19 protein-coding genes and 1 pseudogene are annotated in these 26,410 nt (G+C 45.9%); 11 read left to right on the top strand and 9 right to left on the bottom strand.

The window, feature by feature from the left end:
* Positions 1-293: 293 nt before the first annotated feature.
* A protein-coding gene (locus F461_RS0107475; RefSeq protein WP_162139290.1) for an IS3 family transposase occupies positions 294-1,381 on the top strand; the annotation gives its coding sequence in 2 pieces (ribosomal slippage) (positions 294-546 and positions 546-1,381; 1,089 coding nt in all).
* 203 nt (positions 1,382-1,584) lie between these two features.
* Here F461_RS0107475 and F461_RS18600 read toward each other — a convergent pair.
* Both F461_RS18600 and F461_RS0107465 read right to left on the bottom strand, forming a co-directional pair.
* Positions 1,585-3,225 (bottom strand): sensor histidine kinase, encoded by a 1,641-nt coding sequence (locus F461_RS18600; protein WP_082208190.1) that lies wholly within the window; start codon positions 3,223-3,225, stop codon positions 1,585-1,587.
* A gap of 38 nt (positions 3,226-3,263) precedes the next feature.
* Positions 3,264-3,995, bottom strand: coding sequence for a response regulator transcription factor (locus tag F461_RS0107465; protein WP_020000531.1), 732 nt, complete (start codon positions 3,993-3,995; stop codon positions 3,264-3,266).
* A 237-nt stretch (positions 3,996-4,232) separates the two neighbouring features.
* Here F461_RS0107465 and F461_RS19485 point away from each other — a divergent pair.
* The 10 genes and pseudogenes from F461_RS19485 to F461_RS0107410 all read left to right on the top strand — a co-directional run.
* Positions 4,233-4,808, top strand: a pseudogene (locus tag F461_RS19485) (flagellin N-terminal helical domain-containing protein); the annotation flags it as partial.
* Positions 4,809-4,919: 111 nt separating this feature from the next.
* Positions 4,920-5,975 (top strand): flagellin, encoded by a 1,056-nt coding sequence (locus F461_RS19645; protein WP_428829647.1) that lies wholly within the window; start codon positions 4,920-4,922, stop codon positions 5,973-5,975.
* Positions 5,976-6,308: 333 nt separating this feature from the next.
* Positions 6,309-8,042 (top strand): flagellin N-terminal helical domain-containing protein, encoded by a 1,734-nt coding sequence (locus F461_RS19640; RefSeq protein ID WP_020000529.1) that lies wholly within the window; start codon positions 6,309-6,311, stop codon positions 8,040-8,042.
* Between the two features lie 766 nt (positions 8,043-8,808).
* Complete coding sequence (locus F461_RS0107445; protein WP_020000528.1) at positions 8,809-9,357, top strand: sigma-70 family RNA polymerase sigma factor; 549 nt, start codon at positions 8,809-8,811, stop codon at positions 9,355-9,357.
* Positions 9,347-10,021: a flagellar hook assembly protein FlgD gene (locus F461_RS0107440; protein ID WP_020000527.1), complete on the top strand. Its 675-nt coding sequence runs from the start codon at positions 9,347-9,349 to the stop codon at positions 10,019-10,021. The genes F461_RS0107445 and F461_RS0107440 overlap by 11 nt, the downstream gene beginning before the upstream one ends.
* Positions 10,021-11,622 carry a flagellar hook protein FlgE gene (locus F461_RS0107435; RefSeq protein WP_020000526.1) on the top strand — a complete coding sequence of 534 codons (1,602 nt, stop codon included), beginning with the start codon at positions 10,021-10,023 and terminating at the stop codon, positions 11,620-11,622. The genes F461_RS0107440 and F461_RS0107435 overlap by 1 nt, the downstream gene beginning before the upstream one ends.
* Before the next feature lie 23 nt (positions 11,623-11,645).
* Entirely contained in the window at positions 11,646-13,658 is a 2,013-nt protein-coding gene (gene flgK / locus F461_RS0107430) for a flagellar hook-associated protein FlgK (protein ID WP_020000525.1), read from the top strand.
* Positions 13,659-13,667: 9 nt separating this feature from the next.
* Complete coding sequence (gene flgL, locus F461_RS0107425) at positions 13,668-14,864, top strand: flagellar hook-associated protein FlgL (RefSeq protein ID WP_020000524.1); 1,197 nt, start codon at positions 13,668-13,670, stop codon at positions 14,862-14,864.
* A gap of 10 nt (positions 14,865-14,874) precedes the next feature.
* Positions 14,875-16,596 (top strand): flagellar filament capping protein FliD, encoded by a 1,722-nt coding sequence (gene fliD / locus F461_RS0107420; RefSeq protein ID WP_020000523.1) that lies wholly within the window; start codon positions 14,875-14,877, stop codon positions 16,594-16,596.
* A 261-nt stretch (positions 16,597-16,857) separates the two neighbouring features.
* A protein-coding gene (locus F461_RS0107410) for an IS3 family transposase (RefSeq protein ID WP_412779037.1) occupies positions 16,858-18,020 on the top strand; the annotation gives its coding sequence in 2 pieces (ribosomal slippage) (positions 16,858-17,133 and positions 17,136-18,020; 1,161 coding nt in all).
* A gap of 192 nt (positions 18,021-18,212) precedes the next feature.
* Here F461_RS0107410 and F461_RS0107405 read toward each other — a convergent pair.
* Genes F461_RS0107405 through pilV form a run of 7 tightly spaced genes read right to left on the bottom strand, consistent with a single transcriptional unit; the run spans position 18,213 to position 26,409 of the window.
* Positions 18,213-20,540 carry a zincin-like metallopeptidase domain-containing protein gene (locus tag F461_RS0107405; protein ID WP_020000520.1) on the bottom strand — a complete coding sequence of 776 codons (2,328 nt, stop codon included), beginning with the start codon at positions 20,538-20,540 and terminating at the stop codon, positions 18,213-18,215.
* A 6-nt stretch (positions 20,541-20,546) separates the two neighbouring features.
* Positions 20,547-20,759 (bottom strand): hypothetical protein, encoded by a 213-nt coding sequence (locus tag F461_RS17355; RefSeq protein WP_020000519.1) that lies wholly within the window; start codon positions 20,757-20,759, stop codon positions 20,547-20,549.
* 12 nt (positions 20,760-20,771) lie between these two features.
* Positions 20,772-21,284 (bottom strand): conjugative transfer signal peptidase TraF, encoded by a 513-nt coding sequence (traF, locus tag F461_RS0107395; RefSeq protein WP_020000518.1) that lies wholly within the window; start codon positions 21,282-21,284, stop codon positions 20,772-20,774.
* A complete protein-coding gene (locus F461_RS0107390) occupies positions 21,272-23,320 on the bottom strand; it encodes a type IV secretory system conjugative DNA transfer family protein (RefSeq protein ID WP_020000517.1) in 2,049 nt (682 codons plus the stop codon). The genes traF and F461_RS0107390 overlap by 13 nt, the downstream gene beginning before the upstream one ends.
* 3 nt (positions 23,321-23,323) lie before the next feature.
* Entirely contained in the window at positions 23,324-24,559 is a 1,236-nt protein-coding gene (locus F461_RS0107385) for a TrbI/VirB10 family protein (protein ID WP_020000516.1), read from the bottom strand.
* A gap of 8 nt (positions 24,560-24,567) precedes the next feature.
* Positions 24,568-25,230 (bottom strand): phage tail protein, encoded by a 663-nt coding sequence (locus F461_RS18585; protein WP_020000515.1) that lies wholly within the window; start codon positions 25,228-25,230, stop codon positions 24,568-24,570.
* Positions 25,231-25,239: 9 nt separating this feature from the next.
* Positions 25,240-26,409 (bottom strand): shufflon system plasmid conjugative transfer pilus tip adhesin PilV, encoded by a 1,170-nt coding sequence (gene pilV / locus F461_RS0107375; RefSeq protein WP_020000514.1) that lies wholly within the window; start codon positions 26,407-26,409, stop codon positions 25,240-25,242.
* Position 26,410: the final 1 nt, after the last annotated feature.

Below are 26,410 nucleotides of genomic sequence, written 5' to 3'. Positions count from 1 at the left end.
CGTTAGCGATCTGTTGTGGCCTCTCATCTAGAAAAGAACTTTTAAAGTCAAAAAACTCCCCAACTGGGGAGCTTTTCTTTCTACATATCAACCGTCCGAACTTCACACGATTCGAAATACTTTTTGAGCGTGTCCGGCCTGTAGAATACGCCTCGTGGGAACTTTACATAGCGCGGACCTTGTTTGCGACAGCGCCAGACATTGAGGGTTCCAACGGGGAAGGGTAATCCCCCCGCAAAATAATAGTCCTCAAAAGTAGAATTATCCGCTAGGGCAACCATAGGAGATTCTACATGAAAAGATCACGTTACACTGATAGCCAGATCATGAATATTCTCAAACAGGCAGAAAACGGCACACCTGTTCCAGAGCTTTGTCGAGAACATGGCATGAGTAGCGCCTCATTTTATAAATGGCGTGCAAAATATGGTGGGATGGATGCATCTATGATGGCGAGGCTTAAAGAATTAGAGCATGAAAATAGTCGCTTAAAGAAGATGTATGCTGAATCTCAAATGATGGCAGAAGTGTTGCGTGAGGTGCTTGAAAAAAAGTAAAACGGCCATCCTGCCGTCGAGAGATGGCCAAGAAATATGTATCCAGCTCAAAGCTAAATATACGTCAAGCGTGTGTAGCTTTTTGCATAAGTCAGGCATGTTATCGCTATCAGCCGAAGCTTGCAGATGAAAATACTCTCATTGCGAAGTGGCTGTTAAAACTAACCCTGAAGGAAAAGAATTGGGGTTTTGGTTTATGCTTTTTGCATTTGCGAAATGTAAGAGGCTTTAAATGGAACCATAAGCGCGTCTACAGAATTTACTGTGGGTTAGAGCTAAACTTACGTATCAAACCCAAAAAACGGATTAAGCGCGAAAGACCAGAACCCTTGGCCGTTCCCGAAGCCCCGAATCAGATATGGTCTATGGATTTTATGCACGACCAGCTTGAAGATGGTAGAAGCTTCCGGTTATTCAACGTGATCGACGACTTTAATCGTGAAGGGCTAGGTATTGAAATAGATTTTTCCTTACCCGCAGAACGCGTAATTCGGTCATTAACTCAGATTATTGAATGGCGTGGTAAACCAGTTGCTCTTCGCTGTGACAATGGGCCAGAATACATAAGCCACAAGCTTAAATCGTGGGCCAACACTCACGGGATTCGCTTAGATTATATTCAGCCTGGCAATCCTCAGCAAAATGCATATATCGAACGGTATAACCGGACGGTTCGATATGACTGGTTAAATCAGCATTTGTTTAGCAGTATCAAACAGGCTCAAGACTATGCTAGTGCATGGTTATGGGCTTATAATAATGAGCGTCCAAACATGGGGATAGGCGGAATTACCCCTATCCAAAAACTACAACTTGCTGCCTAGTTTCTACTTTTAACGGCTATTGAAAATGGGATGATTACCGAAGCTTACGGCTTAACTTGGTGTCCACATTTTCGTTGTAGGATCAGTCCCAATATTTTTAAGAAAAATGATATGTAAAAAAATTTCCTTTTCAAATCAAAAAATCTCCTACACTAACGATGAAGGAGATTTTTTGTTATGTAGAAGTAACAACAATTGAAAAGTTATATAAACATTTGTTCTACTGCCGGTTCAAGGGAGGAATTGTCTGCAAGACTCAGTTGTTCGGAAAATTCCACAGTGATAAGAGTCCCGCTTGGTTTGGTACTGGTCATACTGATGTGAGCCTTATGGGCATTCGCAATAAGTTTGGCCGAATAGGTGCCTAACCCTGTGCCGTCCTCTTTTCCATATGTTGCATATTTGTTGAAGAATTTTTCTTGGATTTTTTCAGGAACGAGCGTGTTGTTATGGACAGTGATGGTCTGGTCGTCAGTCTGGATAGCTACTGTTACTATGTCGTTTGGGTTGGAAGCTTCCACCGCATTCACAATGAGGTTGGAAAATAGAGTCTGAAGCAGGCGATATTCACCGGCGACAAAAAAAGTGTTGCTGGTGGAAACAGGATAGTTGTTGAAAGTGATGCGCAACGTCACGTCGAGCCGTGTCAGCATGGAAGTAATGTCATCCTGAATTTCAAAGAGAAGATGGACAAGTTCCACAGATGTTGCACGCAGTTTGTAGATACCTTGTTCCATTTTGAAAATATCCAGATTGTTGTTGATCATATCAAGGATACGATAGCCTGCCATTTCAATTTTTTTGATGTAGTTTTCCTGCTGTGCGGTGAGGTTGCCTTTGGAGAGCAGCAATTCAGGATACCCGATGACAAGGTTTAGCAGTGACTTCAGGTCGTGCTGGTTAATTCTCTCCACTTCGCAGCGGATCATTTCCGCTTCTCTACGTTCCGCTACTTCTAAGACCAGCTGGGAATTTTTTTTTGCCAGTTCAGCAGTTCGTAATTTTACAGCTTGTTCCAGCATTTTTTTGTGTGAGGTGAGCAGCTTATCACGCTTTTCAATTTGATCCAGCATTGCGTTGAACTGCGAGACTAGGTCACCCAGCTCGTCATTGGATGCGTAAGGAACTCGTAGTGTGTAGTCTTTACTTACGCCTATTTCTTTAGCCGCAGCGGTGAGGTCATATAATGGTTGAAGCATTTTTTTATACAGCTTTCTGGCAATGAAGAAGCTTGCAAGGATTCCGCCTGTCCCTGCAATAGAAGATAGCAGAAGATACATAGTGATACCCTTGCCGAAAAACTGAGAATTTGAACCTATCAATATGTATGCTTTGATTTCACCACCTTCAATGATGGGCTGCGAGACAATGATACCGGAGGCGCTTTTAACTTTTCGCTTGGTGAGTAGCTCATCCATATTAAATGTAAAAGAACCGGAAGCTTCCAGCAGCGTACTGTCAGATCTGGCGATAGCTATGTATTCCACAAACGGCCATGGCTTTGCATTGCCAACGTTATGGATGGTTGAGCGTGCTGTTTCTATTGTGAACGGACGAGGTAAGCTGACCGCAAGGCTACGTGCACAGTCTTCAAGAGGTCTTGTTGAACGAGAATCCCTTGTAAGAATTATGCAGGACGCGGATACAAGGACAACGATACAGATGGCGATGGCGGACATTGCTGTAATAAAGAAGATAATTCTGCGGTTTAATGGCGCAAAAAAAGAGCGGAACATTACTGTGCTCACGAGAGTTGAAGGGTGCGTATAGAGGCATCCGGAAGGAAGGGGGGATGTACCGGATGCCTCAAAATCCATATGTAATTCAACCCTTGTCGAGGTCATGATAAGACATGCCCCAATAGGGAGATAGGGTTAGTATTCTACATATGCATAATTTGTTGCGGCGTTTGTTCCGGTATGGCCAACAAGTAGCCATTTCCACGAATAGTTTTAATTGTGGCGCAGTGCTTAAGTTTTCTGCGCAAATTACTCATATGTACGTTCAGCACATAGTCATCAAGAGAGGGATCGCGTCCTAGGGCGTCCTCAAGGAGTTGTTCCCGGGTGATCAGCGCGCCGGCGTTGCTGGTAAGCATTTCAAGAACATTATATTCGGCACTTGTAAGTTGAACCGGAGAGTCTTCAATTTGAACACTGCGTGCGGAAGGAGTGAGCGACATACTTCCGATAATGATTTTATGCGTAGGATCGATTCGCTGGGATGCAATAGTTGCCCGTGCTGCTTTTGCAGGTATTGTACGGCGCAAAATTGCACGGATGCGTGCTGCCAGTTCTCGCAATTGACATGGCTTGGCAACGTAGTCGTCTGCCCCCATTTCCAGTCCGACAACTTTGTCGATTTCGTCGCTGCGTCCAGTCAGCATTATAACGGGCATCATGTATTCGTTTCTGATCTTTTGTAGAAGATCAAAGCCATTCATGTCCGGAAGCATGATGTCCAGCAGCACAATGTCAAAAGTATCTTCTTTCAGTTTTTCAACACCGCTCATTGCATCATGTGCTGTCTGGAGTGAAAAACCTTCTCCATTCAGGTAGCTGCCAAGCAGTTCACCCAATTCAAAGTCGTCATCGATAAATAAAATGCGTTTCATACCACCTCCAACGGAAACATGAGAGAACTATACGGTGTTTATGTTTTTTTCATCAACTTAATAAATGTTAAGCAGGGCTAAGAAAAATATTGGGGTAGAGTAAAAGCACCAACTAGGAAAAATTTTCCGCTTAATAAACAAAAATGGGGTCAACCTCCGTAATCATTTGCAAAGGGCATGTCGCTCTTAACGAAAGACAATTGCAAGGATGCAAAATTACAAACCTGGAGGTTTACTATGTCTCTCATCATTAACAACAACTCAATGGCGAATACCGCAGCTCGTAACTTGAACAGCGCATATTCTGATTTAACTAAATCAACGGAACGACTTTCTTCCGGTATGCGTATTAACAGTGCAGCTGATGACGCCGCAGGCCTTGCTGTACGTGAAATGATGCGTGCAGAGGTGACTACCCTGAATCAGGGTGTTCGTAACGCGAACGATGCGATCTCAATGATTCAGACCGCTGATGGTGCTCTTTCTGTTATCGATGAAAAGCTGATTCGTATGAATGAGCTTGCAGAACAGGCTGCTACCGGTACGTACACCGATGAGCAGCGTGCTATCATTGATCAGGAATACCAGACTATGGCTGACGAAATTACCCGTATTTCTGACTCAACTGACTTTAATGGTCAGAGCTTGCTGAACGGTGCCCTTCAAGAAGGTGCTGAATACGAGGATGCAAACGGTAACACCCAGACCGGCCAGTCCATGAATATTCATTTCGGTAGTGGTAACGATGCAGATGAAGACAAGTACAGCATTGAACTGGAAAACGTGAGCGCAAGCGCGTTGGGAGTTGGTAACGATTCTTTGGATTACAAAATCAATGATGACGGTCTTGCTACAACTCAGGATGGTAAGGCCATTTATGAGAATGAAAGTGGCGAAATTTACATCGATGGTTCTGACCCGACAATGGATGCAAGCAAAATTGCTGCCGAGGGCTATACGCAGGTTCAACTGAAAGAGAAGGTCGTGGCTGATCCTGCTAGCGAGCAGACAGCGAAAGACGATTTGGTGGCCCGTGGTGAGACAACCATTGGTACTGCACAGACTGCTGCTGCTGGTGGTACAACTACAGCCATCACTTTTGACGGCGCTAGCTTGAATACAAGTATCGATGCAGATGGTAAGTTAACATATGATGTCGGCGGCACTGCTAACACTACTATTGAAGCAGATACCAGCAATTTGCTTGTTGATGGCAAAGCTATGTATGCCACTATTGATGCAGACGGTACTGTATCAGTTAAACAGTCTTCAAGTGCAACCGTACCTACTGCCGGGTATGCTGTGCAGGTTAGTTCTACTGGCGACCTGACTGTGAATGTCGGTGGTGATGACAAGAAACTGCTTACCTCGACAGCTTCTGACGGCTCTGCCCAGTATTATGTTGAAGATGAGTCAACAGATATTCCCTCTGATGCAACTGCAATGAATATTGCTCAGGATGCAGTAGAGCAGGGATTTGAAGTGGCTGAAGATGGTGGTGCGAAGCTCGGAAGTGTAGTTGTGCAGGATAACGGTACTAACTATGCCTTAACAGGTACTGGCACTGCTTTGACAGGTACTGTTGCTGATACCTCTTTCGATATGCGAGTGGATATGGTGTCAGATGACAAGGTTACCAGTTTTGAACAAGAACTTGGTAAAACAGATGAGTATGCAGGCTCCAGCATTGCTACTCAGGAAGGTGCAGAGGCAGCTTTGGCAGCTATTGAAAAAGCTATCGAGATGAAAGATAAAAACCGTGCAAACCTTGGTGCGTACGAAAACCGTCTTGAAGCCACTATCTCTAACCTTGAAATTCAGGGTGAAAACCTTTCAGCAGCAGAGTCCCGCATCTCTGATGTGGACGTAGCTACTGAAATGACTGAATACACTTTACGTCAGACCATTTCATCCGCTGCAACTTCAATGCTCGCACAGGCTAACTCCCTGCCGCAGAATGCATTGAAACTTATCGGATAAGTACTTTGAAGCCGTCTGACTTGATCGGCTTTACGCTATAATGACTTACCACCCCTGATTTTTCCAGGGATCAGGGGTGGTTTTTACACGACAAAAAATATAGAGCGCAAACAATCTCGCAAGAACTCTAAAGGGCTTGTGAGGTTTTGTTTGTGCTTTTTTAGTAACTATAAAGCAAGTGTTAATATGCTGCATTGTTAGATGAAAAATCAGTAAAATCATATATTGCTTTATAAACGAAACAGTAAGCCTCCGCGTATTTATATGCATAGCGTAAAGCGAAAATGAAAAAGTCATTGCATGGATGCAGAATTACAAACCTGGAGGTTTACTATGTCTCTCATCATCAACAACAACTCTATGGCAAACACCGCAGCTCGTAATCTGAATAGCGCATATTCTGATTTAACCAAATCTACAGAACGTCTTTCTTCCGGAATGCGTATTAATAGCGCAGCGGATGATGCCGCAGGCCTTGCTGTTCGCGAAATGATGCGCGCAGAAGTGACTACATTGAATCAGGGGATTCGAAATGCGAACGACGCAATCTCTATGATTCAGACTGCAGATGGCGCATTGTCTGTTATTGATGAAAAACTTATTCGAATGAATGAGTTAGCAGAACAGGCTGCTACTGGTACCTATACTGATGAGCAGCGCGTTATTATTGATCAGGAATATCAGTCAATGGCGGAAGAAATTACTCGAATTTCAGATGCAACAGATTTTAACGGCACCAAATTGTTGGATGGTTCGCTGAACGACGGTGTAGAATATTTGGATGACGATGGGCAGCTTCAAACCGGTAGTTCTATGACTATTCACTTTGGTACCGGTAACGATGCTGATGAAGATAAGTATGCAATTAATATTGAAGATGTAAGTTCCGACTCCTTAGGTATAGGTAGTGGTTCATTGGATTACCAAATCAATGATGAAGGACTTGTAACCACCAAGGACGGTAATGCTATCTATGAAAATGAAGATGGTGAGATCTACATTGAAGGTGACAATCCTGCAGTTACAGGTGGTCCTGTTGGGTATACTCAGGTTCAACTCAAAGAAAGGGTAGTTGCAGACCCGACAGAAGAGAGTGGCGCCAAAACTGATCTGGAAGACCTTGTATCCGTTCCAGCTCTTGGTACTGCAGGTGCTGCAACAGTTGACGGTTCCTCTGTTCACGGTACCATTGATGCAGATGGTAACCTTGTCTACACCGTAGACGGTACTGCAAATGCTACAACAGACATCGCGGTAACTGACAGCGGACAGTTAAATATCGGAACCGGCGCATCCGCAAAATCTGTTTACACAACAGTAGGCACAGACGGTACGGTGTCATTCAAGACCGTAGCCAATGCAGGCGATCCGATTCCGGAAGCAGGCACAGCCGTAGAGGTTGATAGTGATGGGAATTACACTGTTAACGTTGGTGGCGAAGATAAAAAGCTCCTTACTTCCGTAGCGTCTGACGGTACAACCCAATACTATATTGAAGATGTTTCCGAGAATATTCCGGACGATGCCGCTGTGATGAATGTGGACAGGGATGTTGTAGAGCAGAACTTCAGCGTTGCTGATGACGGCAGCGCAACATTGGGTACTGTAACTATTCAGGAAGGTGGTTCAGGCTATGCGTTGACTGCTGCCGCAGCTGGTACGGGCGCTGCCGCAGCAGCTTTTGACATGACTATTTCCAGTGTGTCGGATGACAAGGTTACAAGTTTTGAACAAGAACTTGGTAAAACAGATGAATATGCAGGTTCCAGTATTGCAACGCAAGAAGGTGCAGAGGCGGCACTTGCTGCTATTGAAAAAGCCATTGAAATTAAAGATAAAAACCGTGCAAACCTTGGTGCGTACGAAAACCGTCTAAGCGCAACTATTTCTAACCTTGAGATTCAATCAGAAAACCTCGGGGCTGCTGAGTCTCGAATTTCAGACGTTGATGTAGCAACAGAAATGACAGAATACACCTTACGTCAGACCATTTCATCCGCTGCAACTTCAATGTTAGCTCAGGCAAACTCTTTGCCGGAAAATGCATTAAAATTAATTAGCGGCTAACTGTATATTTGTCGGAAGCAGTAAACAGCTTCTGCTTGCTATAAGCCCCCGGTTCTCCTGCAGGAATCGGGGGCTTTTTAGTGGTCTGATATACGGAATACGTGTTCTTTTTCTGGTATAAGATTCATCTGTTGCTTGTAACTTTTCTTTTAAACCTTTGCGTTACAGATGAACTGGTAGGTTTTGATTCAAAGTAGTTACTTAGATCAATGTGAAGATTGGCTTTTCGCGTTTTGAGATCTGGAAGAAGGTTCATAAAATACGACTGATGAATTTTAGTAATATACCGTTTTTTTTTATTAGTTATTGTTGAATGAGTTGAGGCTGCTCAAATGGGTGGCCTCTAAGTCTTCAGTCCCCCCCCCACCACATACACAGCATTCTTCATAAAATAATTTCTGCTAGTTTGGGCTTAATGGGCAAAAAATGCTTATTATTGGAAGCAAGAGACTCTCCGTCGCGTAGGTTTACAGCTTCGCAACCAGCAATTTCTCTCCCCTTTTGAATACCAGGCAATATTTACCGCCTGACAAATATGCACTGTAAAACCCTCCACTAGGCAAAATTTTCCTCTTTTTTTGCGGGAAAATACTTAAAAAATGCGCCTGAATCTAAAGAAAGGTTAAGCAATCTAGCTTTATCTAAACTGCTTTTTCTTCTTCTCAATATTTCTCAAAGAAACGTTAACTGTAACTTTAGTATATTTTTATAGAAACATAATGTTGTTGGGCATGTGTGTTGCTCTATTGAAACTATGGAGTTCAATATGAAACAATGCTTAGTAGATAGACAAAATTCAGATATCTATAATGATTTCTTTGTTAACCATACAAATTTAATTAAAAGAACAATTGTATCTGTATTAAAGAAGTTTAATTCACGCATAGATTCAGTAATAGTAGATGAATTTTTTCAAAATGTAGCACTTAAGATTATCAAAAATAATTATTTAGATAAATATGACAGTGCAAAAGCAAAGTTATCATCTTGGATTTACGTCATTGTTGAGACTTCAATTATTGATGATTTAAGAAAACAACAAAAACATAAAACGGAAACATTAGACGAAACTTTTACAATAGGCGTGACAACGCATTTTTTTACAGTGAGAAACTACATTCCAAAAAGTTTGCTAACTGAAAGACAAATGGAGATTTTACTTCTCACTATTGAAAAAGAGTATTCAACAAAAGAAGCCTCAACTGTGTTGTGTTTATCAGAGAGTGCTGTCCGTTGCATGAAGCATCAGGCACTACGACGTTTACGTAACTACTATACTAAATACAACTCCTACGGGGGGAAGCATGACCATTAGCAGTATTAGCTCCAGTCAAAATGTAACTTCAACGACTACCGACAGTACAAGTAGCAGTACTTTCAGCGAAATAGACTACATGTTGTTGCTCGCAACAGAGCTTCAGTATCAGGATCCAACGGACCCTATGGATACAGACAAGTTGACAGAGCAAACCTGCATGTTTTCACAGTTGGATGAACTGCAAAACATTGGAGATCAGATTACGGATTTGGAAGATGCTGTCAGTAATAGAGTCAATCCTGTGTCGTATCTTGGGCAGAATGTAACTGTTGAAGGCGACACACTCACTTTGAGTGATGGGGAATCCTCTGACGTTACCGTGTCTTTGGATGAAGACGCAGATTCTGTCATCATCGATATATATGATACTTCCGGCAATATTGTGTCCATGCAGAACTTGGGTACTATGTCCGCCGGCTCACAAAAAATTGAGTGGGACGGGACGTTGCTGACAGGTGCAACCGCAACGGATGGCACCTACACCATAGCGGTTCGTGCACTGGATGCCAGCGGGCAGGATGTAGACGCAACAATAACCATAAAGGATAGTGTTGTTTCTGTGGTCAACGGTTCTGATGGTACGGAATTTACTTTGAAGAACGGAACAGTTGTTAACTACACAGATATTATTTCTGTCAGCCTTGGTGAGGAGGACGCGTAATGAGTATTACAGGTTCAATGTACAATGGTATTTCAGGGTTGCATGCACAAAGTCAGGCCACATTGGTAGTCAGTAACAACCTTGCTAACTCCAGTACGGTAGGCTTCAAAAGCTCAAGTGTTGTTTTTCAGGATGTCTTTTATGAGACCGTGCAGGGCGGCCAGACTGGTAACGGTGTTTCTGTTGCTAATATTGATACAGACTTTACTCAGGGGTCGTACCAGAGCACAGGATCCAATACAGACCTTGCGATTACAGGTGACGGATACTTTATGGTCAAGGACCCTAAGACTCAGGCCGTCTACTATACCCGCGCTGGTAACTTTGATTTTGATGAAGAAGGGTATCTTGTTGATCCTGAAGGTAACCGTGTTCAAGGCTGGGAGATGGATAACGGTAGTCCGACAGGTGCCATCGGTGACATACAAGTTGACGATTCTCAATCTCCACCACAAGCAACAAATAGTATTCAGATGTCTCTTAATCTCAATAATTCAGCAGACGATAATAGCGTCGCAACGGTTGATGACAATAGTACGCCTGCTGACACAACGGATGATACAACTAGCTGCGCCTACACTGCGTTGTTTGATGTGTATGACGGGACAGCATCCCCTCCGCTTGATCAAAGTCGTTATGAGTATCAGTCTACAATTACTGTTTATGATGAAGCAGGCGGTACACATGAGCTGACAGTATATATGGATCCTGTATCCGTAGATGCAGATGGTAATACCGTGTGGGAATACACTGTGGCCTGTGACCCCGGTGACGATATGCGTGAAGGTTTTGAAGGAACAGAGGCCGCAGGGCTTCTTATGGCTGGAACCATAACCTTCTCTTCTTCTGGAACCATGTCTTCTATGACTGCCTATACTCCGGTAGCGTCTACAGGAACAGGCTTTGATGGCAAAGACACCACAAACTGGACATTGGCTGATTTTGATTCTGCTGGCATCCCTGTTTTGGAAACTAACTTTTCTGGTAGCACAGAAAATCAAGAAATATCCTTTAACTTTGGTATGGTTAACAAGGATCATGATACCGGAACTGGTTGGGCCGGTGCGACGGATAATGATGGTGACGGCGCTGTAACTCTTGCAGATTTGCAAAACAGCGGCGCCGACGTTGATTACACGGATCTCCCAAGTTTTAATTCCTCATCCATTAATTATGCTGCCACAACTTCTTACGAATCCAGTTCAGCCACGCTCGGGCTGTATCAGGATGGATTTCCTACAGGTACGCTACAAGACGTAACAGTAGACCAGAGTGGCGTAATTAGCGGTGAATACTCCAATGGACAGACAATTGAATTATATAATGTCGGTATTGCAGATTTTTCAAATGAGGATGGATTAAGCGCGCAGGGCGGGAATAAATTCCTCGCTACATCAGAATCCGGAGAGGCTATCATCGGGATACCGGGCGTTGGTGGTATGGGGGGGATTGCGTCCAACAAATTGGAGATTTCCAACGTCGATATGGCGCAGGAGATGACTAATCTTATTATTCTCCAATCTGCCTATCAGGCAAACAGCACGGTCATCACCACTGCGGATACATTGTTGCAGACAGCAATTAATCTGAAGCGAAACTAGTTCCTAGATTATGAGGAGTACGCATGATTAATGCTATCTATAATACAGGGCTGAATGGGGTGATGAATTCGCAGACCAGCGTTAATGTCACCAGTAATAATATTTCAAACGCGGATGTGGCGGGATATAAAAAGCAGACACCAATTTATGAAACCTCTATCTCAATAAAATCCAGTGGGCTGCATATTGGTACCGGCGCAGAAATTGCCGGAATTGAAGCTTCCATGAATTATTTTGTGGAACAACAATACCTTTCTACCTCTGCTGATGCTTCTAGGTATAATCAGCAACTCACATATGAGAAACAGATGGAGAGTACTCTTAGCCAGACGGATACTACGGGGCTGATTGCTGCTCTAAGCGGGCTTTTTTCAGGTTGGAATACGCTGACAAATGATCCGACTCAGCCTGGCGCATGGGAAGAGGTGCTTAGCTCCGGTCAGGCTGTTGCTTCTACATATAATGATACTGTGGCGCAGATGGAGGATATTTATCAATCCATTGATCAGGAGATATCCTCTCAAGTTTCGGAAGCGAATACATTGATAGATGACATAGCAGCATTGAACGCACAGGTCGCTGCTAACCCGACAGATAATGAGGCAATTGATGCCAGAGATCAGGCTATTCGAGAACTCTCAACCTATATGAATGTCAATGTAAAATACCAGAGTGACGGGACAGCGACGGTATTGGCAGAAGGTTGTTATGCGTTGGTAGAAGGACAGCAGACACATCATTTGTTATCTCAGCCTGCACAGTCCCGTGAATCGTTGATGCCATCCTCAACGTTTGAAGGGGGAGTGGAGTTTCAAGGGACTTCGAGCGAAGAAATTATGCTCGAGTTCATTGATGACACCCATTACTACGCATCGCTTGACGGTGGAAAAACATGGGTCACAGACGAAAGTGGTAAGCCTGTCGAGTATGAGGCAGGTGATGTGGATAGTGCAGAGACTATTGCCAATGTTGATGTCTGGTTTTCCACAACTTCCGGAACACATACCGCAGGTGACAGATATATTATTACCCCTAAGTCCGGTCTGTATCTGGAAAAAAGCGATGGTTCGTATCTGAATTTGACTCCACTGTCTGACGATCAGGGAACTCTTGCTTCAGACAAAGCGACCTCCGGTTCTATTGCCGGATTGTTCATTACCCGTGATGACTCTGTAATGCCAAGTATGGATGCCATGGACGGACTTGCAGAGTCTGTTATCTGGGAAACAAACGTGCTGCATGCCAAGGGGGCTGGACTGGAACATCATACCAGTCTGTCCGGATCATACGCGGTGGACGACTCTACTGTATCACTTTCTGAAAGCGGGCTGTTTTTTGCGGATAAGCTTGAATCAGGAGATGTGGAGTATGTTTGTTATGACGATGACGGATCAGTTGCTTCCACTGTGTCTATTGTTGTCGATCCTGATACTGACTCTCTCGATGATATAGCCACGAAGATTAACACAACATCCGGCGGTGACCTCACAGCCACAGTGTCTGCGGATGGAACTCTTGAAATTGCTTCGGCCACAGGCTTGTCGTTCGAAGTCGCGCAGGACGATGCGAATCTTATGGCAGGATTGGGACTGAATACGTTTTATACGGGAACATCTGCTGAGACTATTGCTGTGAACGGCTATGTTTCAAATAATTCTCAGCATATCAATGCCGGTACAGTGAACGAGGACGGGACTGTAACAAGTGGCGATAACAGCACTGCGTTACAACTTGCTGCTCTTTCTGAGAAAGACGTGACCATAACCGCGTGCGGTGTGACATACACGGATTCGCTTTCAAGTTTTTCCAGCATGATTGTCGCGGATATCGGAGCGGAGGTACAGCTTGCGGAATTGAATCAGGCATATGCACAGGGTTCAAACGAGTACTATTACGATTATCAGTTATCCGTGAGTGGGGTGAACGTTGATGAGGAAGAAGTAAACCTTATTAAATATCAGCAGCAGTACGAAGCATGCGCGAAAATTATTACAACGGCACGTGAAATGCTCGATGAAGTGCTGGATATGCTCTAGGAGATCGTCATGAGAATCGCAACATCACAAATTTACACAGCTTCATTAAAGCAAATTAATACGTCACTTAATAAAGTTATGGAACTTCAGATGATGGAGTCTTCGCAAAAAAAATTGAATAACCCCTCTGATGATCCCTCCGGTGCAGCATTGAGTATGCAGTTGCGCTCTTATTCTGCAACGTTGCTGACATATGAAGATAACTGCACGCTTGGAAAGAATTATCTGGCTACAGCGGATGGAGCTTTGCAGGTGTGCAGTGAACGTCTGACGTCAATTAGCGAGCTTGCTGAACAGGCCGCCACAGAAACATATACAAACGTGCAGATGGAAGACATGGCAATTGAATTGCGTCAGGAGATGGATTCTCTTTTCCAGATGGCTAATACCAAGATGGGGGAAATCTATTTGTTTTCTGGGAATGACATTGAGAACAGTGCCTATGAGAAAAGCCTGGGGGTAACAATTGATGATTCCTCTATGACGCATGCCGATGTTGTTTCTGTACAGGGAAGCGCGTCTTATACCGTATATATTCAGATGACGGAATCCGGCACTGTAGGTGGTACTGAAGATCTTGATTACCAGTACTCCACTGATGGTGGTGATACGTGGACGACAGGTACACTGCTTGCCGGTGACACGGAGATTGTAGCAGGGGAAACTTCTATTACTCTGGCAACAGGTACAGCTGTAACTGCAGAGGATGGCAGTGGAGAGGGGACCAACCTCTATATTAGAACTGCCTATGAATATGAGGGAAGTGATGATGAGCTTTCTCTAGCCATAGGAGAAGATACGACCCTTGGCGTGACCTCGGCTGGTTCTTCTGTATTCGGCGGTATTGATCCAGCAACAGGTGAACCATATCCTGATCCGAATTTATTCGAAGCGTTGGGTGACCTTGTAGCATATATGGAAACAGGGAATACGGATGGAGTTGCGTCGTGCATTGAAACAATAAACGATGCCTATGAACATATGCTACAACAGGCTGCGAGTGTTGGGGCTCGGCAGAATACAGCAGAAAATACAGCAACCGCAATTGCTATCACAAAAGACCGCAGTGTCTCTCAGATAAGTTCGATTGAAGATGCGGATGCAACACAGTTAACTGTTGAAATGGCTCAGGCAAAATATGTGTATGAGGCTGTTCTCTCCACGACCACAAGCGTGTTTCAGCTTAACATCTTAAGCTACTTGTAGGAGGAACGTCGTGACATATGTATCTTCTGTATCATCAGATGTTATAGCCTACCAGTCTGCCAGTACCTCGGGGTCTGTTAACTTTACCGGCCTTGGTAACGGGACAGATTTTAATGAAATTATTGATGCTCAGATTGAGGCAGAAAGTTACGCAAAGACAACGTATGAAGCCAAATTGAAAGAGACAGAAGCATGTTCTACTTTGTTGGAAGAGCTTGTCTCTTCGATGAGCGAATTGGATGATACCCTCAACGAAATGAACTCGATGAGCGAGTTTTTAGAAATGTCAATTGTCTCGTCTGAAGACGGGGTTACAGGCACGGTTACGGGTGATGCTCAAGAAGGGAATCATACTGTAGAAGTTAACCAACTGGCGCAGAATGATATATGGGTGAATACAAGCCTTACATATTCAGAACCTACTGATGTTATTACTAGCGTGGATGCAGTATTTGCTTTTGAGTGTGACGGTGAAGAAATTTCTATTGAGGTTGCAGCAAACACAACTGCACAGCAGTTGGTGGACATGATCAATAGTGATCCGGTGGCTCGAGATTTTGTAACTGCTGATTTGTTGTCAGACGGTAATGAGTTGTATTTTAGACTTTCCGGCTCAGAAACGGGTGCAGACCACGCTATTGTGTTGTCCGCTTCCACTACGCTTAGCGACTACAGTACTGCGGAATTTACAAACGTACGTACAGCGCAGAATGCAAAGTTAAAAGTTGATGGATTCCCTGCGGGTACAGATGAGTGGATGGAACGAGACTCAAATACGGTGGATGATGTCGTGCTGGGGCTTGATTTAACACTGACAGATACAACCGAGGGGATTGCCACTGTTACAGTCACTTGTGATACTGACGTGACAAAAGAAAATATTGAATCTTTTATTGATGAAGTGAACTCTCTTGTCTACGAGATTCAGGTTCTTACCGGTCGGGTTGTTACCTATGTTGAGGATGAAAATTCCGGTGAGACGGTGGAGGCATACACTATCGACAGCTATTCACTCGACATGGTTTACAACGACATTAAAAGTCAATTGTCTATGTCGGTTGTGGGGTTTAGTGGGAAGTACGACTCCTACAATGCTTTGTCCCAGATCGGGTTGTACACCGACACTGATGAAGGGTCTGATACCTTTGGCCAGTTGCTGATTGATGACGATGAGTTGGATGAGGCTCTGGACGAAAATCCTTATGCTGTTGCGGAATTACTAAGCTGTAAAAACACCGGGATCAGCGATACAAGAGGTGTGCAGGTAACTTCGACAATTGAAGGAATTACAGACCCTGGCGCTTATGATTTTGAGTATACCATTGTGGGGGGAGAGATTGTTTCTGCAACAGTGAACGGTGAGTCAGCAACTGTTAAGGGTAATACCGTTACGGCTGCGGCGGGGACTGCTGCGGCAGGTATGGTGCTTGAAATTTCTGATATGGCAGAGGGAAACCATGCTGCGGAACTGCGTGTTAAAGAGGGGATTATTCCGCAACTTCAGACAGCAATTGATAAATGGACAAACGCCGAAGACGGTACTCTTACCGCAGTTGCGGATACCTATGATACGGACGCGACAAAATTGGAGAATGAAATTTACTATCAGGAAGAACGTCTTTCGAAGATGGAGACATCGCTTCGTAGAAAGTATGCCGCGTTGGATTCGCAGTTGTCGTATTACACAAATTTGCAGAGTAGCATAACGGCTATGATTTCTCAGACGGGGTAGCAGGCAGGTCGTGTTAAAAAATGGGCTGAGGGGAAGGAAGTACAAGATGGAGCAAAAGTTTGGGATGGATATATAGAACCGTTTATAGGAACTAGTGAAGATTTCTTAATTAACTAGTTGATGTGTATAGGAATATGACTTCTGACGAGCTTGCTGATTGGTACCATTAAGAAAAATATAAAAAGGAGTTGCGTTGAGGTGGTCCCAAAAAACTAGACCACTCGTTAAGGTGGACATACAAGAACCACAGGAGGTTCAACTATGTCCCGAAAAAGAAGAAGTTTTACAGCAGAATTTAAAGCCCGTGTTGCCCTAGATGCTCTTTCAAGTGACCAGACGCTAGCTGAACTAGCCAGTAAGTATGGCGTCCATGCCAATCAGATTGCCAAATGGAAGAAGCACGCGAAGGAAGGTGTTGTGGCCTCCTTTTCAGGCAAGCAACAAAAGGCTGTCCAATGTACTGAAGATCAAATCAAGGATCTTCATGCGAAGATTGGCCAACTCACAGTGGAGAAAGATTTTTTGCAACAAGCCTTCGCCAAAATTTGAGCACAGCGCGAAGGTGTCGTGTCGTCGATAAGGCACATCCTATGCTCAGCATCAGAAAACAGTGTGATCTTCTCAAGCTAAACAGGTCTGCATATTATTCTCAGCCTGTAGAAGAATCCATTTTTAATACGGAACTAATGCGAAAGATCGATGAACTGTTTTTAGAATGTCCGTTTTATGGCAGCAGGCAAATGCGTAACGCGCTACGCGACCTTGGGTATGCTGTCGGGCGTGGCAGGGTGCGCCGTTTAATGCGGAAGATGGGACTGATGGCGGTGTTCCAGAAACCCAAAACAAGCACTCCTCATCCTGAACATAAAGTTTATCCATATCTTCTTCGGGGGCTTTGCATCAATAGGCCTAACCAAGTTTGGTGTGCTGACATAACATATATTCCAACAGGGAAAGGCTTTCTGTATCTGGTGGCTGTAATGGACTGGCATAGTCGAGCTGTGTTGTCATGGAGGCTGTCCAACACAATGGATTCTGATTTTTGTGTTGAAGCGCTGGAAGACGCGCTGATGCGATATGGGACACCAGAAATTTTCAATACCGATCAAGGAGCTCAATTTACGAGCTATGCATTTACCAGTCGGCTTAAGGCGGCAGGTGTTCGAATCTCAATGGATGGGCGAGGACGCTGTATGGATAATATTATGATTGAACGTCTTTGGCGTTCCTTGAAGTACGAGTGTATCTATTTGAAAGAATTTCAGAATGGCAAAGAGGTGCGGCATGCACTCGCAGACTGGTTCGACTTTTATAACCACCGCCGCCCACACTTTACATTTGACGGAGATAAGCCGATGAACATATATTCTAGCTCATTGGCTACGTCCACCTCCCCTCAGAAAGATCTTCAACAAGCGGCATGAACCATCAATTCGTCCACCTTAATTTTGCCGCATAATGGTCCTAGAAAATAAGACCACCTCATCCTTCAGCGATAGCGCGGCCTAGAGACGGTTTTTCAGCTATGAATAGTCGCATATTTTTGTCCTATGAAATTTGATGGGAAGATAGTGGCGGGAAGGGCGTCCCGCCCGGACGGGCGAGACGCTTGCTTATTACTGTGGAGCCAGCTCGTGGCTTTGCTTTTTGCTAAGCGCTTTGCGAATGCCGGCATTCAGTTCAATCTTGAGCGCTGTAAGACCACGCTCCTGGTGGATGTCATTGTAGTCCGTCAGCCCCTTTGCTTTCTCAGCTTCAGTGAGCTTCGGCTCAAGGACAGCGCCATCAACGGCTCGTGCTGCTGCGTGGGCTTTTGTGATGCCAGGGTTGTTTTTCTGGGTATGGTCATCGTCAGCAACAAAAACAAACGGCGCGTCCGGAAACGCTTTTTTTAGCTCTTTTGCTACCGGCTCAAGGTTTCCAGCATCAAATGCAACCGCTACAGGTTTATGCGTTGCTTCATGGATACTGGCGGCAGTTGCATAGCCTTCAGCAATAAGAATTGGCTGTTTTGGATTTGTGTCTGAATAGTGCGCAATGAGGTGAAACGCGCCTTGCTTTTTTGCTCCAGATTCGAAGAGTTTTCCTTCTGGAGTGATCGTTTGTATGGTCTGAATTCGTCCACTGGAGTCACGTCCCGGGATAAGCAAGTTTCCATGCATATCGATCTTGGTTCCGTGGCTTTTAACGCCCTTTTTTTTGAGGTACTGCTGATCGTCCGGTGCCCAGCTCTTTGCGTTTTTCCACTTGGCGTAGGCGCGCCTGGCTGCACGATCTTGCTCTTCTTTTCGTTCCAGATCGCGAGCTTCCTGTCGCATTGCTGCATTGGCTTTAATCTCTGCCATAGCTTCAGGAGAAAGCTTGTGTCCGTTCGCCTTCCAGTTAGTCCGAAATCCTGTTTTATGATTTTCGATGAAGCCAGCAGGACGGCCATCTAAATAGCCAGTGTATGTGCCGTCTTTTTTGTTCTGCTTGCCGCCCTCAACTTGAACGCGGTGGAGCTTGCCGTCCATGATGGGTAAGCCTTCCACGATCAGTCCAGCCTCGCGCAAAGCTTGAGCAAACTCCTGTTCTGGGGCCATTTGCGGTTTGCTCTCTTGATGTTTTTCTTTCGGGAGCCATTGGTTCAGTCCGGCCATGTCAGCACCTTCCGGAGCGTACCAACTCTTCTTTTTACCATCCCATTTGGCACCGAGCTCTTTGGCTGCATTTTTCTGAGAGTAGGGAACCGCAAGGTAGATTTTTGTCTGGGCGGTATTTTTGCTTGAAGATTTACGCTGCTTAGTAAGGTCATCTTTAGGTAATCGCTCTTCGCCCAGAACTTTATCTATCTGCATCTTTTGCCAGTCATGGGCATCGTCATATAGTTCTGCTTTTTGCTCCTCAATATCTTCATCGCTAAAGCCAAGTTTCTTTAACTCCTTGATTTCATGTTGGACTGACTGTAGGGACTCTGTTCTAATGCGTTCAATTTCTTTTTTCTGTTTTGGAGTCAGGTCTTCTTTTACAGGCTTTGACTGTTCGTTTTTTACTTCTTGAGTTGCTTCCATCTTAATACCCTTTTCAAAGCCGAGCATATGGCCCTTGATGCGCTCAGCGGTCTGGCAGGCACGCATAATCTCGTATGGGTCTTTCTCAAGAGCCTGAATCCAGCTGTCTACATAGGAGAGGTGTTGGCCGCGATCATACTCGAGGCCGAGTTCCATAGCTGTCATCCAGCTTCCAATTTCGGCGTTCAATTCTTCGCGTGCATACTCCTGCGTTCCTTTTGGGCCGAAGGTGCGCTCATTGCCGTTCCAGCGCTTTTCATGGCCGGTCCAATGTCCGAGTTCATGAAGCGCGGTTGCGTAATACTTGTTTTGATCTTCGAACTTGTCTTTTGGTGGGAGTTTGATTTGATCCCAAGTGTAGGAAAAGAATGCGCGGTCGCGCTGGTCGTGGGTAATAGATGCGCCGGAGCCTTCGAGAATCGCTTCACTACGTTCGTGTGGATTCCAGCTAACATCCCGTCCCTTCCATTCCGGAATTCCTTCGACCTGCGTTGCATGAAAGACGCTGGCAAAGCGCAGGATAGGGCGCTCTAGCCGGAATTCTTCTTTTTGCGGTTTGCCTTCGTCGTCTAAAACGGGTTTACCGTTGTCATCGAGGACGTTTTCTTCTTTTGTGAACTGCCAGAAGACCACAGGGCGGGATTTAGATCCTTTCTTAATTCGCCAGCCTTCTGCATTGGCTTGGTTGAAGGTAACAAAGCGCGGGTCATCCATGCCCTCGCGGGCAAGCGATACGAAGTTAACGCCGCTGTAGACTGTGCCAGAGACGGGATTGAACGGTGGATGGAACTCGCCGGCTTTCCACGGCTTTTGCCAAGGAGCTGTGCCGTTTTTCAAGTCGTCGATAATCTGTTCTGCAAATTCCTGATGAAATGGTTTCCTTTGGGCTTTCATACGTGTTTACCTCATTTCTTTGAGGGTTTTTTCCAGCAACTCGCGATTAAGCGGCTTATCAAGATTCTTGAAACGCAAAGCGACTTCTTCAAATGCACCCATGTGGTCGGCTACATCCGGATCAACCGGAACACCTTCATTGAATTCGGCAAGCTCAGTTGCGTCTGCGTCGGCTTGTTGCGCGGCTTCTTGTAAGTACTCTTTGGTGGTAATGGTCATGATTGACTCCTGTTAGTTAAAGGTGAAAACGGGGATGACTTTGCGGAGCGCCAGTGCATCCACAAGTCCGAAATATCTGCTGTCAAAGCTGTTTTTGTGATGTGTAGAAAGTAGGAGTGCTTTGCCGCTTGGAATGGTGCCTGAGCGTAATTCGTGCGGCAGCTTGCGCCCGTTGCTGTCGTGAGTCCGGCTCGTCAGTATGAAAATGGTATCGTTCACCTTAATCGAGCTGAATTTGACTGTGATGGAATCGCCGGCCACGCCAACAACTTCCTTTAAAAGAGGCTTCTGGCCGGAAGGGCAAAGTAGACTTGTGCCAAGGTAATTACGGTCAGCTGTAAGATCTTTGTATTCATTCTCCGGAGAGAAGCAGAAGCTTGCTAAATCCCCGCGACTAGGTGCTTCAGAAACTATTTTGTACAAGCCTAAGGGTTCTGAACGAGTGAGGTTGAGCCGATAGCCGGCACAATGAGCCGTTATGAGTACTGCCAGAATGTTACAGAAGATGATGGCTAGCTTGAGCATGTTTCCTCCTCGAAGTCGGGTTCTTCAAAGTCTGGCTCCTCTCCGTCATACTCAGGCTCGTCGTCGAAGTCAGGTTCGTCTTCAGCACCATATGCAGGGACTTCGGAGTCAGGTTTCTTTTCTTCAGAATCTTTCTTTTCCGGCTCAACGGCGTAGACAGCAGGGCTATCGTCTTTCGTTGTCTCCTGTTCGTCCGGAACAAGCCTGTCTGACTTGAGAGGCGTTTTAATTTGAGAGCGTTCAGAGAATACAGGGTCAAGGAAATAGAGAATCTGCTTGCCGTACACTGGCGGAAAGCCGGCAGGGAAGACGAGCATGTCACCGGCTTCAATGATTTGCATGTTGGCGTCTTTTTTTGCGCCTGGAAGTCTCATGCATTCGTCTGGAGTCAATAAAGCGCGGCCCGTTTCGGCGACACTCACACTGGCGCGGCCTAAGTGTCCGGAACGGCTTCCGGAGAGAGACGTTTTCTTTGTTACGACCGTTGTTTTACCGGTCATGTCGGAGAGGACTTTCGCCGTTTCAACCTTGTTCGGTGCGTAGGCTATTCGAATATGGCAGTTACTCATGATACTCTCGTCCTTGGTGTACGCGGAGTGGAGCTGGGTTAAGTCTTGCACGATGAAGTATGCCTTCAGGCCAAATCCGGCCATGAATGCAAGCGAGCGTTCAAATATTTCAAGCCGGCCAAGGGACGTGAATTCATCCATCATGAGCAGCAGGTGGTATTTGTAGTTGGCAACAGAGCGGCCACCCTCAAATTCCATATCTTCAGTCAGCCGGCGCAAAATGAGGTTGAGGATAAGACGGATCAACGGCCTCAAGCGGTCGATGTCAGAAGGACGAATAACTAAGTAAAGTGACACTGGCGCTTCGTAGTTCATGAGGTCGTCAATGCGGAAGTCACAGTGCGAAGTGTTGGCCGCAACGATCGGATCTCGATAGAGCGCAAGGTTGGCAACGGCTGTTGAAACGACACCGGACAGTTCGTTATCTGCCTTGTTCAGCATCTCGCGTGCAGAGGAGGCAATGAAGCGCTGAACGCTGAGAGACTCTTCTTTACTTGCGCCAAGAAACTCCTGAAGGACGACAGCTTGTTCTGAATTAAGCATCTCCTGAAAAAGGACGTCGTTTTCTTTCTCCGGATTCGCAAGCATCAAGCCAAGGTCGCTCAGGTTCGCAGTTCTGTTTTCTTTCTTCCGGACTTCGATCAGGCAATGCAAAATAGCACCACCAAGAAGGGCAAAGGCTGCTTTGTTCCAGTAGTCCTTGAGACCTTTGCCGTCCGGATCAACAATCATACTTGCAATGTTTTGCGTATCTGCAATGGCATGGGCTGTGTGCAAGCGGATTTCTTCGAGCGGATTGAACCGTGCGCCGCTTGCGGTTTCGTCAGTAGGTTCGAACCGCAAGACTCTATGCCCTTGTTTCTGTCTCCAGCCGGCAGTCAGCGCCCAGTTTTCACCTTTGATATCGAGCACAAGAGCGCTTTCCTTCCAGCTCAACAGCGTTGGTAAGACCAGCCCGACACCTTTACCAGAACGGGTTGGAGCAAACACAAGAATATGTTCTGCTCCGCTGTGCCGAAGGTAGCGAAGCTGCTTTTTGTCCTGCCAGCCACCAACATAAACACCTTTGTCTGCAAGAAGTCCGGCTTTTTCGATATCTTTCTTTTTGGCCCATCGAGCAGAACCATGCAGATTTTTGTACAGATTCGGGTTACGCATGAAGAGCTGCCATAGGCCGAATATGATGAACTGCGGTATGGCGAAAATGAGCTGACCGGTGACTGTCGCGTCATCGATAACTTTTGCGGCCTGTGGGAATTGTTGACTCCAGTTGATGATAGCCCACGGTACGTACCAATTGTTGCAGATCATGCCTTCAAGGGCTTGGTGGTATCCGTAAGCAGCAGCTACTTGCTGCGTGGCCGCACTGAGCGCGACCACTGCAAGCAGGCAGAGAATGATGGGATAGAGCCAGATGTAGGAGCGGGCTTTTGACTCGTTGAGGCCATATTGCGTTTTGTCAGACATGGCTTATCTCCACGGTTTATAGGGGCTGCCGAATACAATATCCTTTCGCACAACCATGTTGAATCGATAGCCAGGGCGAATGGTGAGAGTCGGCTGAATGTTGAGGTTTTGCTGTAACAATTTTTGACTTGATTGGCCGAGCTGGCTTGAAAGGGCTGAGCCTAGTTCGTCCTGCAAGGAGGGTTTATCATTTTGCGCAGTGTCACTTTTGAATGTGTCTGAAGCAAAGGCACCGATGCCAGAAATCAGACTCATAATTGCGGCAGAACCGAAGGTACGCAGGTAGTGGTTATTGGTATCATCTGAAAATCCGCTGTAACCTGCCATGTCTGTTCCAGGCATTGAGCCGAGCGTGATGGAAGAGCCGTCCTGAAAGACGATGCGGTTCCATGCAACGAGTACTCGGGACTGACCGGCGACAACGCGCGAGTCATAGATTCCGATCATTCTGCTGCCTTGTGGAATCAGCAAATATTGACCGGTTGCAGAATCGTAGACGTTCTGCGCGACTTGGCCGATGAGTTGCCCTGGTAAGTCCGAGTTGATTCCGGAGAGCATGATGCCAGGAATAACAGAACCTGTTTTCAACTCAAACGGTGAGCCTTGAGTTCGTGAGTGTTTCAACGTCCATTCGTCAGTTCCGGAGGAGCGTGTTGAAAGGAACGCTTCTTTGTCTTTTTGGTCTGCCGGGTTGTATGCTCCTTCCGGAACTGGCAGCGGCATTTGCATGTTACCCAATGGATTCGTCGCGTTGTCATTAAAAGGCTGCACTCTTTTTGCCTGCTGAGCTCCGTTGTTGTTTTGATTTGTTGAACTCAAACGAAGAGGAGAGTTGAACGCTTGCTGTTGTTGCTGCCATTTTAACTGGCGCAGCTTTATAAGCTCTCGGTTTTTCCGTTCGCGCGCAGGGTTTCGGGTTGAAGTCGGAACGATGACAATCGGCTCTGAACTGATGGCTTGTGCTTTTTTATCAGGATCTTCTGGAGTTGGTTTAGGAACAGACAGGCCGGCAGAGTTTCCGGGGTTTTCAATCGGAAGTTTGTTGTCCGGAGGCGCTGGAGCATCCTGCTGTTCTTGGATTTCAGCTGTTTTTGTCGTTGACCTGTCGACTTCCATCGCGAGGAAGATGAGAAGGCCGATTAACACCGCAATGATTGCGTACAGCAGATTTCGGCTTAGCTTGACTACTTTTACTTTCGGTCGTGCGAGGCCGTTCGGATCATTATTTTCATCAGACATGGCGGCCTCTATTTTGCGCGGATAACATAATTAGCAGCCACATTAGCAGGGCCACCTGCGTTGTTACCTGCTGCCCTAAAACGAACAGCATATGTATAAGGTGATGTATTCGGATACTCGGCGCTACCACCGGACACCCAATTTAGAGCAGGATTAACGGTGCCTACTGTTCCCCAATTAGACCAGTTGTCACCACGCGTTGAAGTAGTTGAGTAGACAGGGTATAGTGATCCGACTGGCACGTCATTCCCCCATAGACGTTTATACTTGGAAATATTAGCAACTTGACGAGTAAGTGTCATAGAGCCTTGTGCAGCCTTATAAGTATTTACAGCTCTGCCGGACTCAATTCCCCTCCCCGCATCTGCACCACGAATAAATACCCCCCGTAAATCTGGAACATTACTAGAACCTTTCAATGCCGAACTTAATTTAGGATACGTTGAAGTAGAAAAAGACTGCCCGTTACACATCAAAAAATCTTTAGGGGGTGTGTCAGAAAACCAAGGGATTACACCACCAATAGGAATGCCGCCAACGGAATTTACTTCTACGGTAACGTCTGTGGGATTAAAGCTTGTAGAATCGCCGGCGTTGGCGATGGAAACAGCAAAAAAGATCACTAATGAAGCTAAAAAGTATGCTGAGGCTCGGACTAAACGATTTTGCATGATATTCTCCTAGTTGTTGGAATCGTTGGCACAAAATGTCTGCACATTCATTCGGGCGTAATTGGCAGTCGGGAACCGGTAGCCTTCTTCCTCGTCTGTTTTAACACGAAGTTTCACTTCCCATTCGTCGCCTAGATCCAGCGCCCACGATTGAAATGTGACCATCGGCTTTGCAAGTGGACCTTCTGCCACGATTGTCGGGCTGACAAAGATACCAGGAGTGGTGTTAGTTCCTTCTGGACACTTCGGCTTTTTGAACCGGTCACCGTTTGCTGCAAGTGCTGTGTTTTTTACGAGGTCAGTGTTTCCGGTGTCTGCAATGGTCTGCGCTTTTTGGTCGCGGCAGATGTAGAGGCCGTAATCCTTGTGTAGGAATACAGTTCCTTCATCTTCCGGAGCATCACAAAAGCTGACCGGCACTGTGTCGTGTTTGACGAATTGGATTTCTCCTACGTTGCGGATCGCGTTTGTGGTCATGTCCAACTCTGTGTGCATTTCGTTCAGTTCCGGCTTGCCTGGTACTGCGAAACGGTAGAGATAATCCTGTCTGATGTCGTAATCGTCATAGAAAACGAGTGAACCAAGGTGTCCTGCAGGAGGTATCGGGATGTTGGTTGCAGCGAGGGGGAGTACCCAACCGCTGAACGCACCGCGAAGTTCCTGATTGGTTTGGCCGGTAAGGAAACCTGTCGGGATGAAACCACCGTTTGCACCGACCATTGCGGCAGTCGCCGGCACTGTGGCGCTGGCAAACTTCGGTTTGGACGCGGTATAAGTTCTACCTCCGTAGGTGAGCACAACGGCTTGCAGCGTGTCAGTATCAGGTTCGAGGACAAAGATTCGATATGTCTGCCCCCATGCGTTCTTGTTCGAAAAAGATGCAGGAAGAAAGCCGGCAGAGCGGATATCGTTGAAGGCTACTTCTTTTGCTGTGGAGTCAGTGGCCGCTGCAAGCAGCTCAGCGCGGTGTTCTTTGGTGTATTTAGAAACGGCTTTGGTGACGGTCGAAAGGTGACTTGCGATCGCCTTTTGTTGGGTACTTTCCAAACCATCTTCAATGTATTGAACGAGCACCGGCATTAAGATCAGCAGCATGAGCAGCGCGGCGAGCACGTCGAGAGTTGCAAAGCCACCTTCAGGGTGTGCCTGCTGCTGTGGAACTTTTTGGGGTTTTATCATG

Source organism: Halodesulfovibrio aestuarii DSM 17919 = ATCC 29578 (genome assembly GCF_000384815.1).
Classification (GTDB): Bacteria; Desulfobacterota; Desulfovibrionia; order Desulfovibrionales; family Desulfovibrionaceae; genus Halodesulfovibrio; species Halodesulfovibrio aestuarii.
Note: the sequence above shows the minus strand (reverse complement) of the source record. Positions and strands in the feature narration are given on the sequence as shown.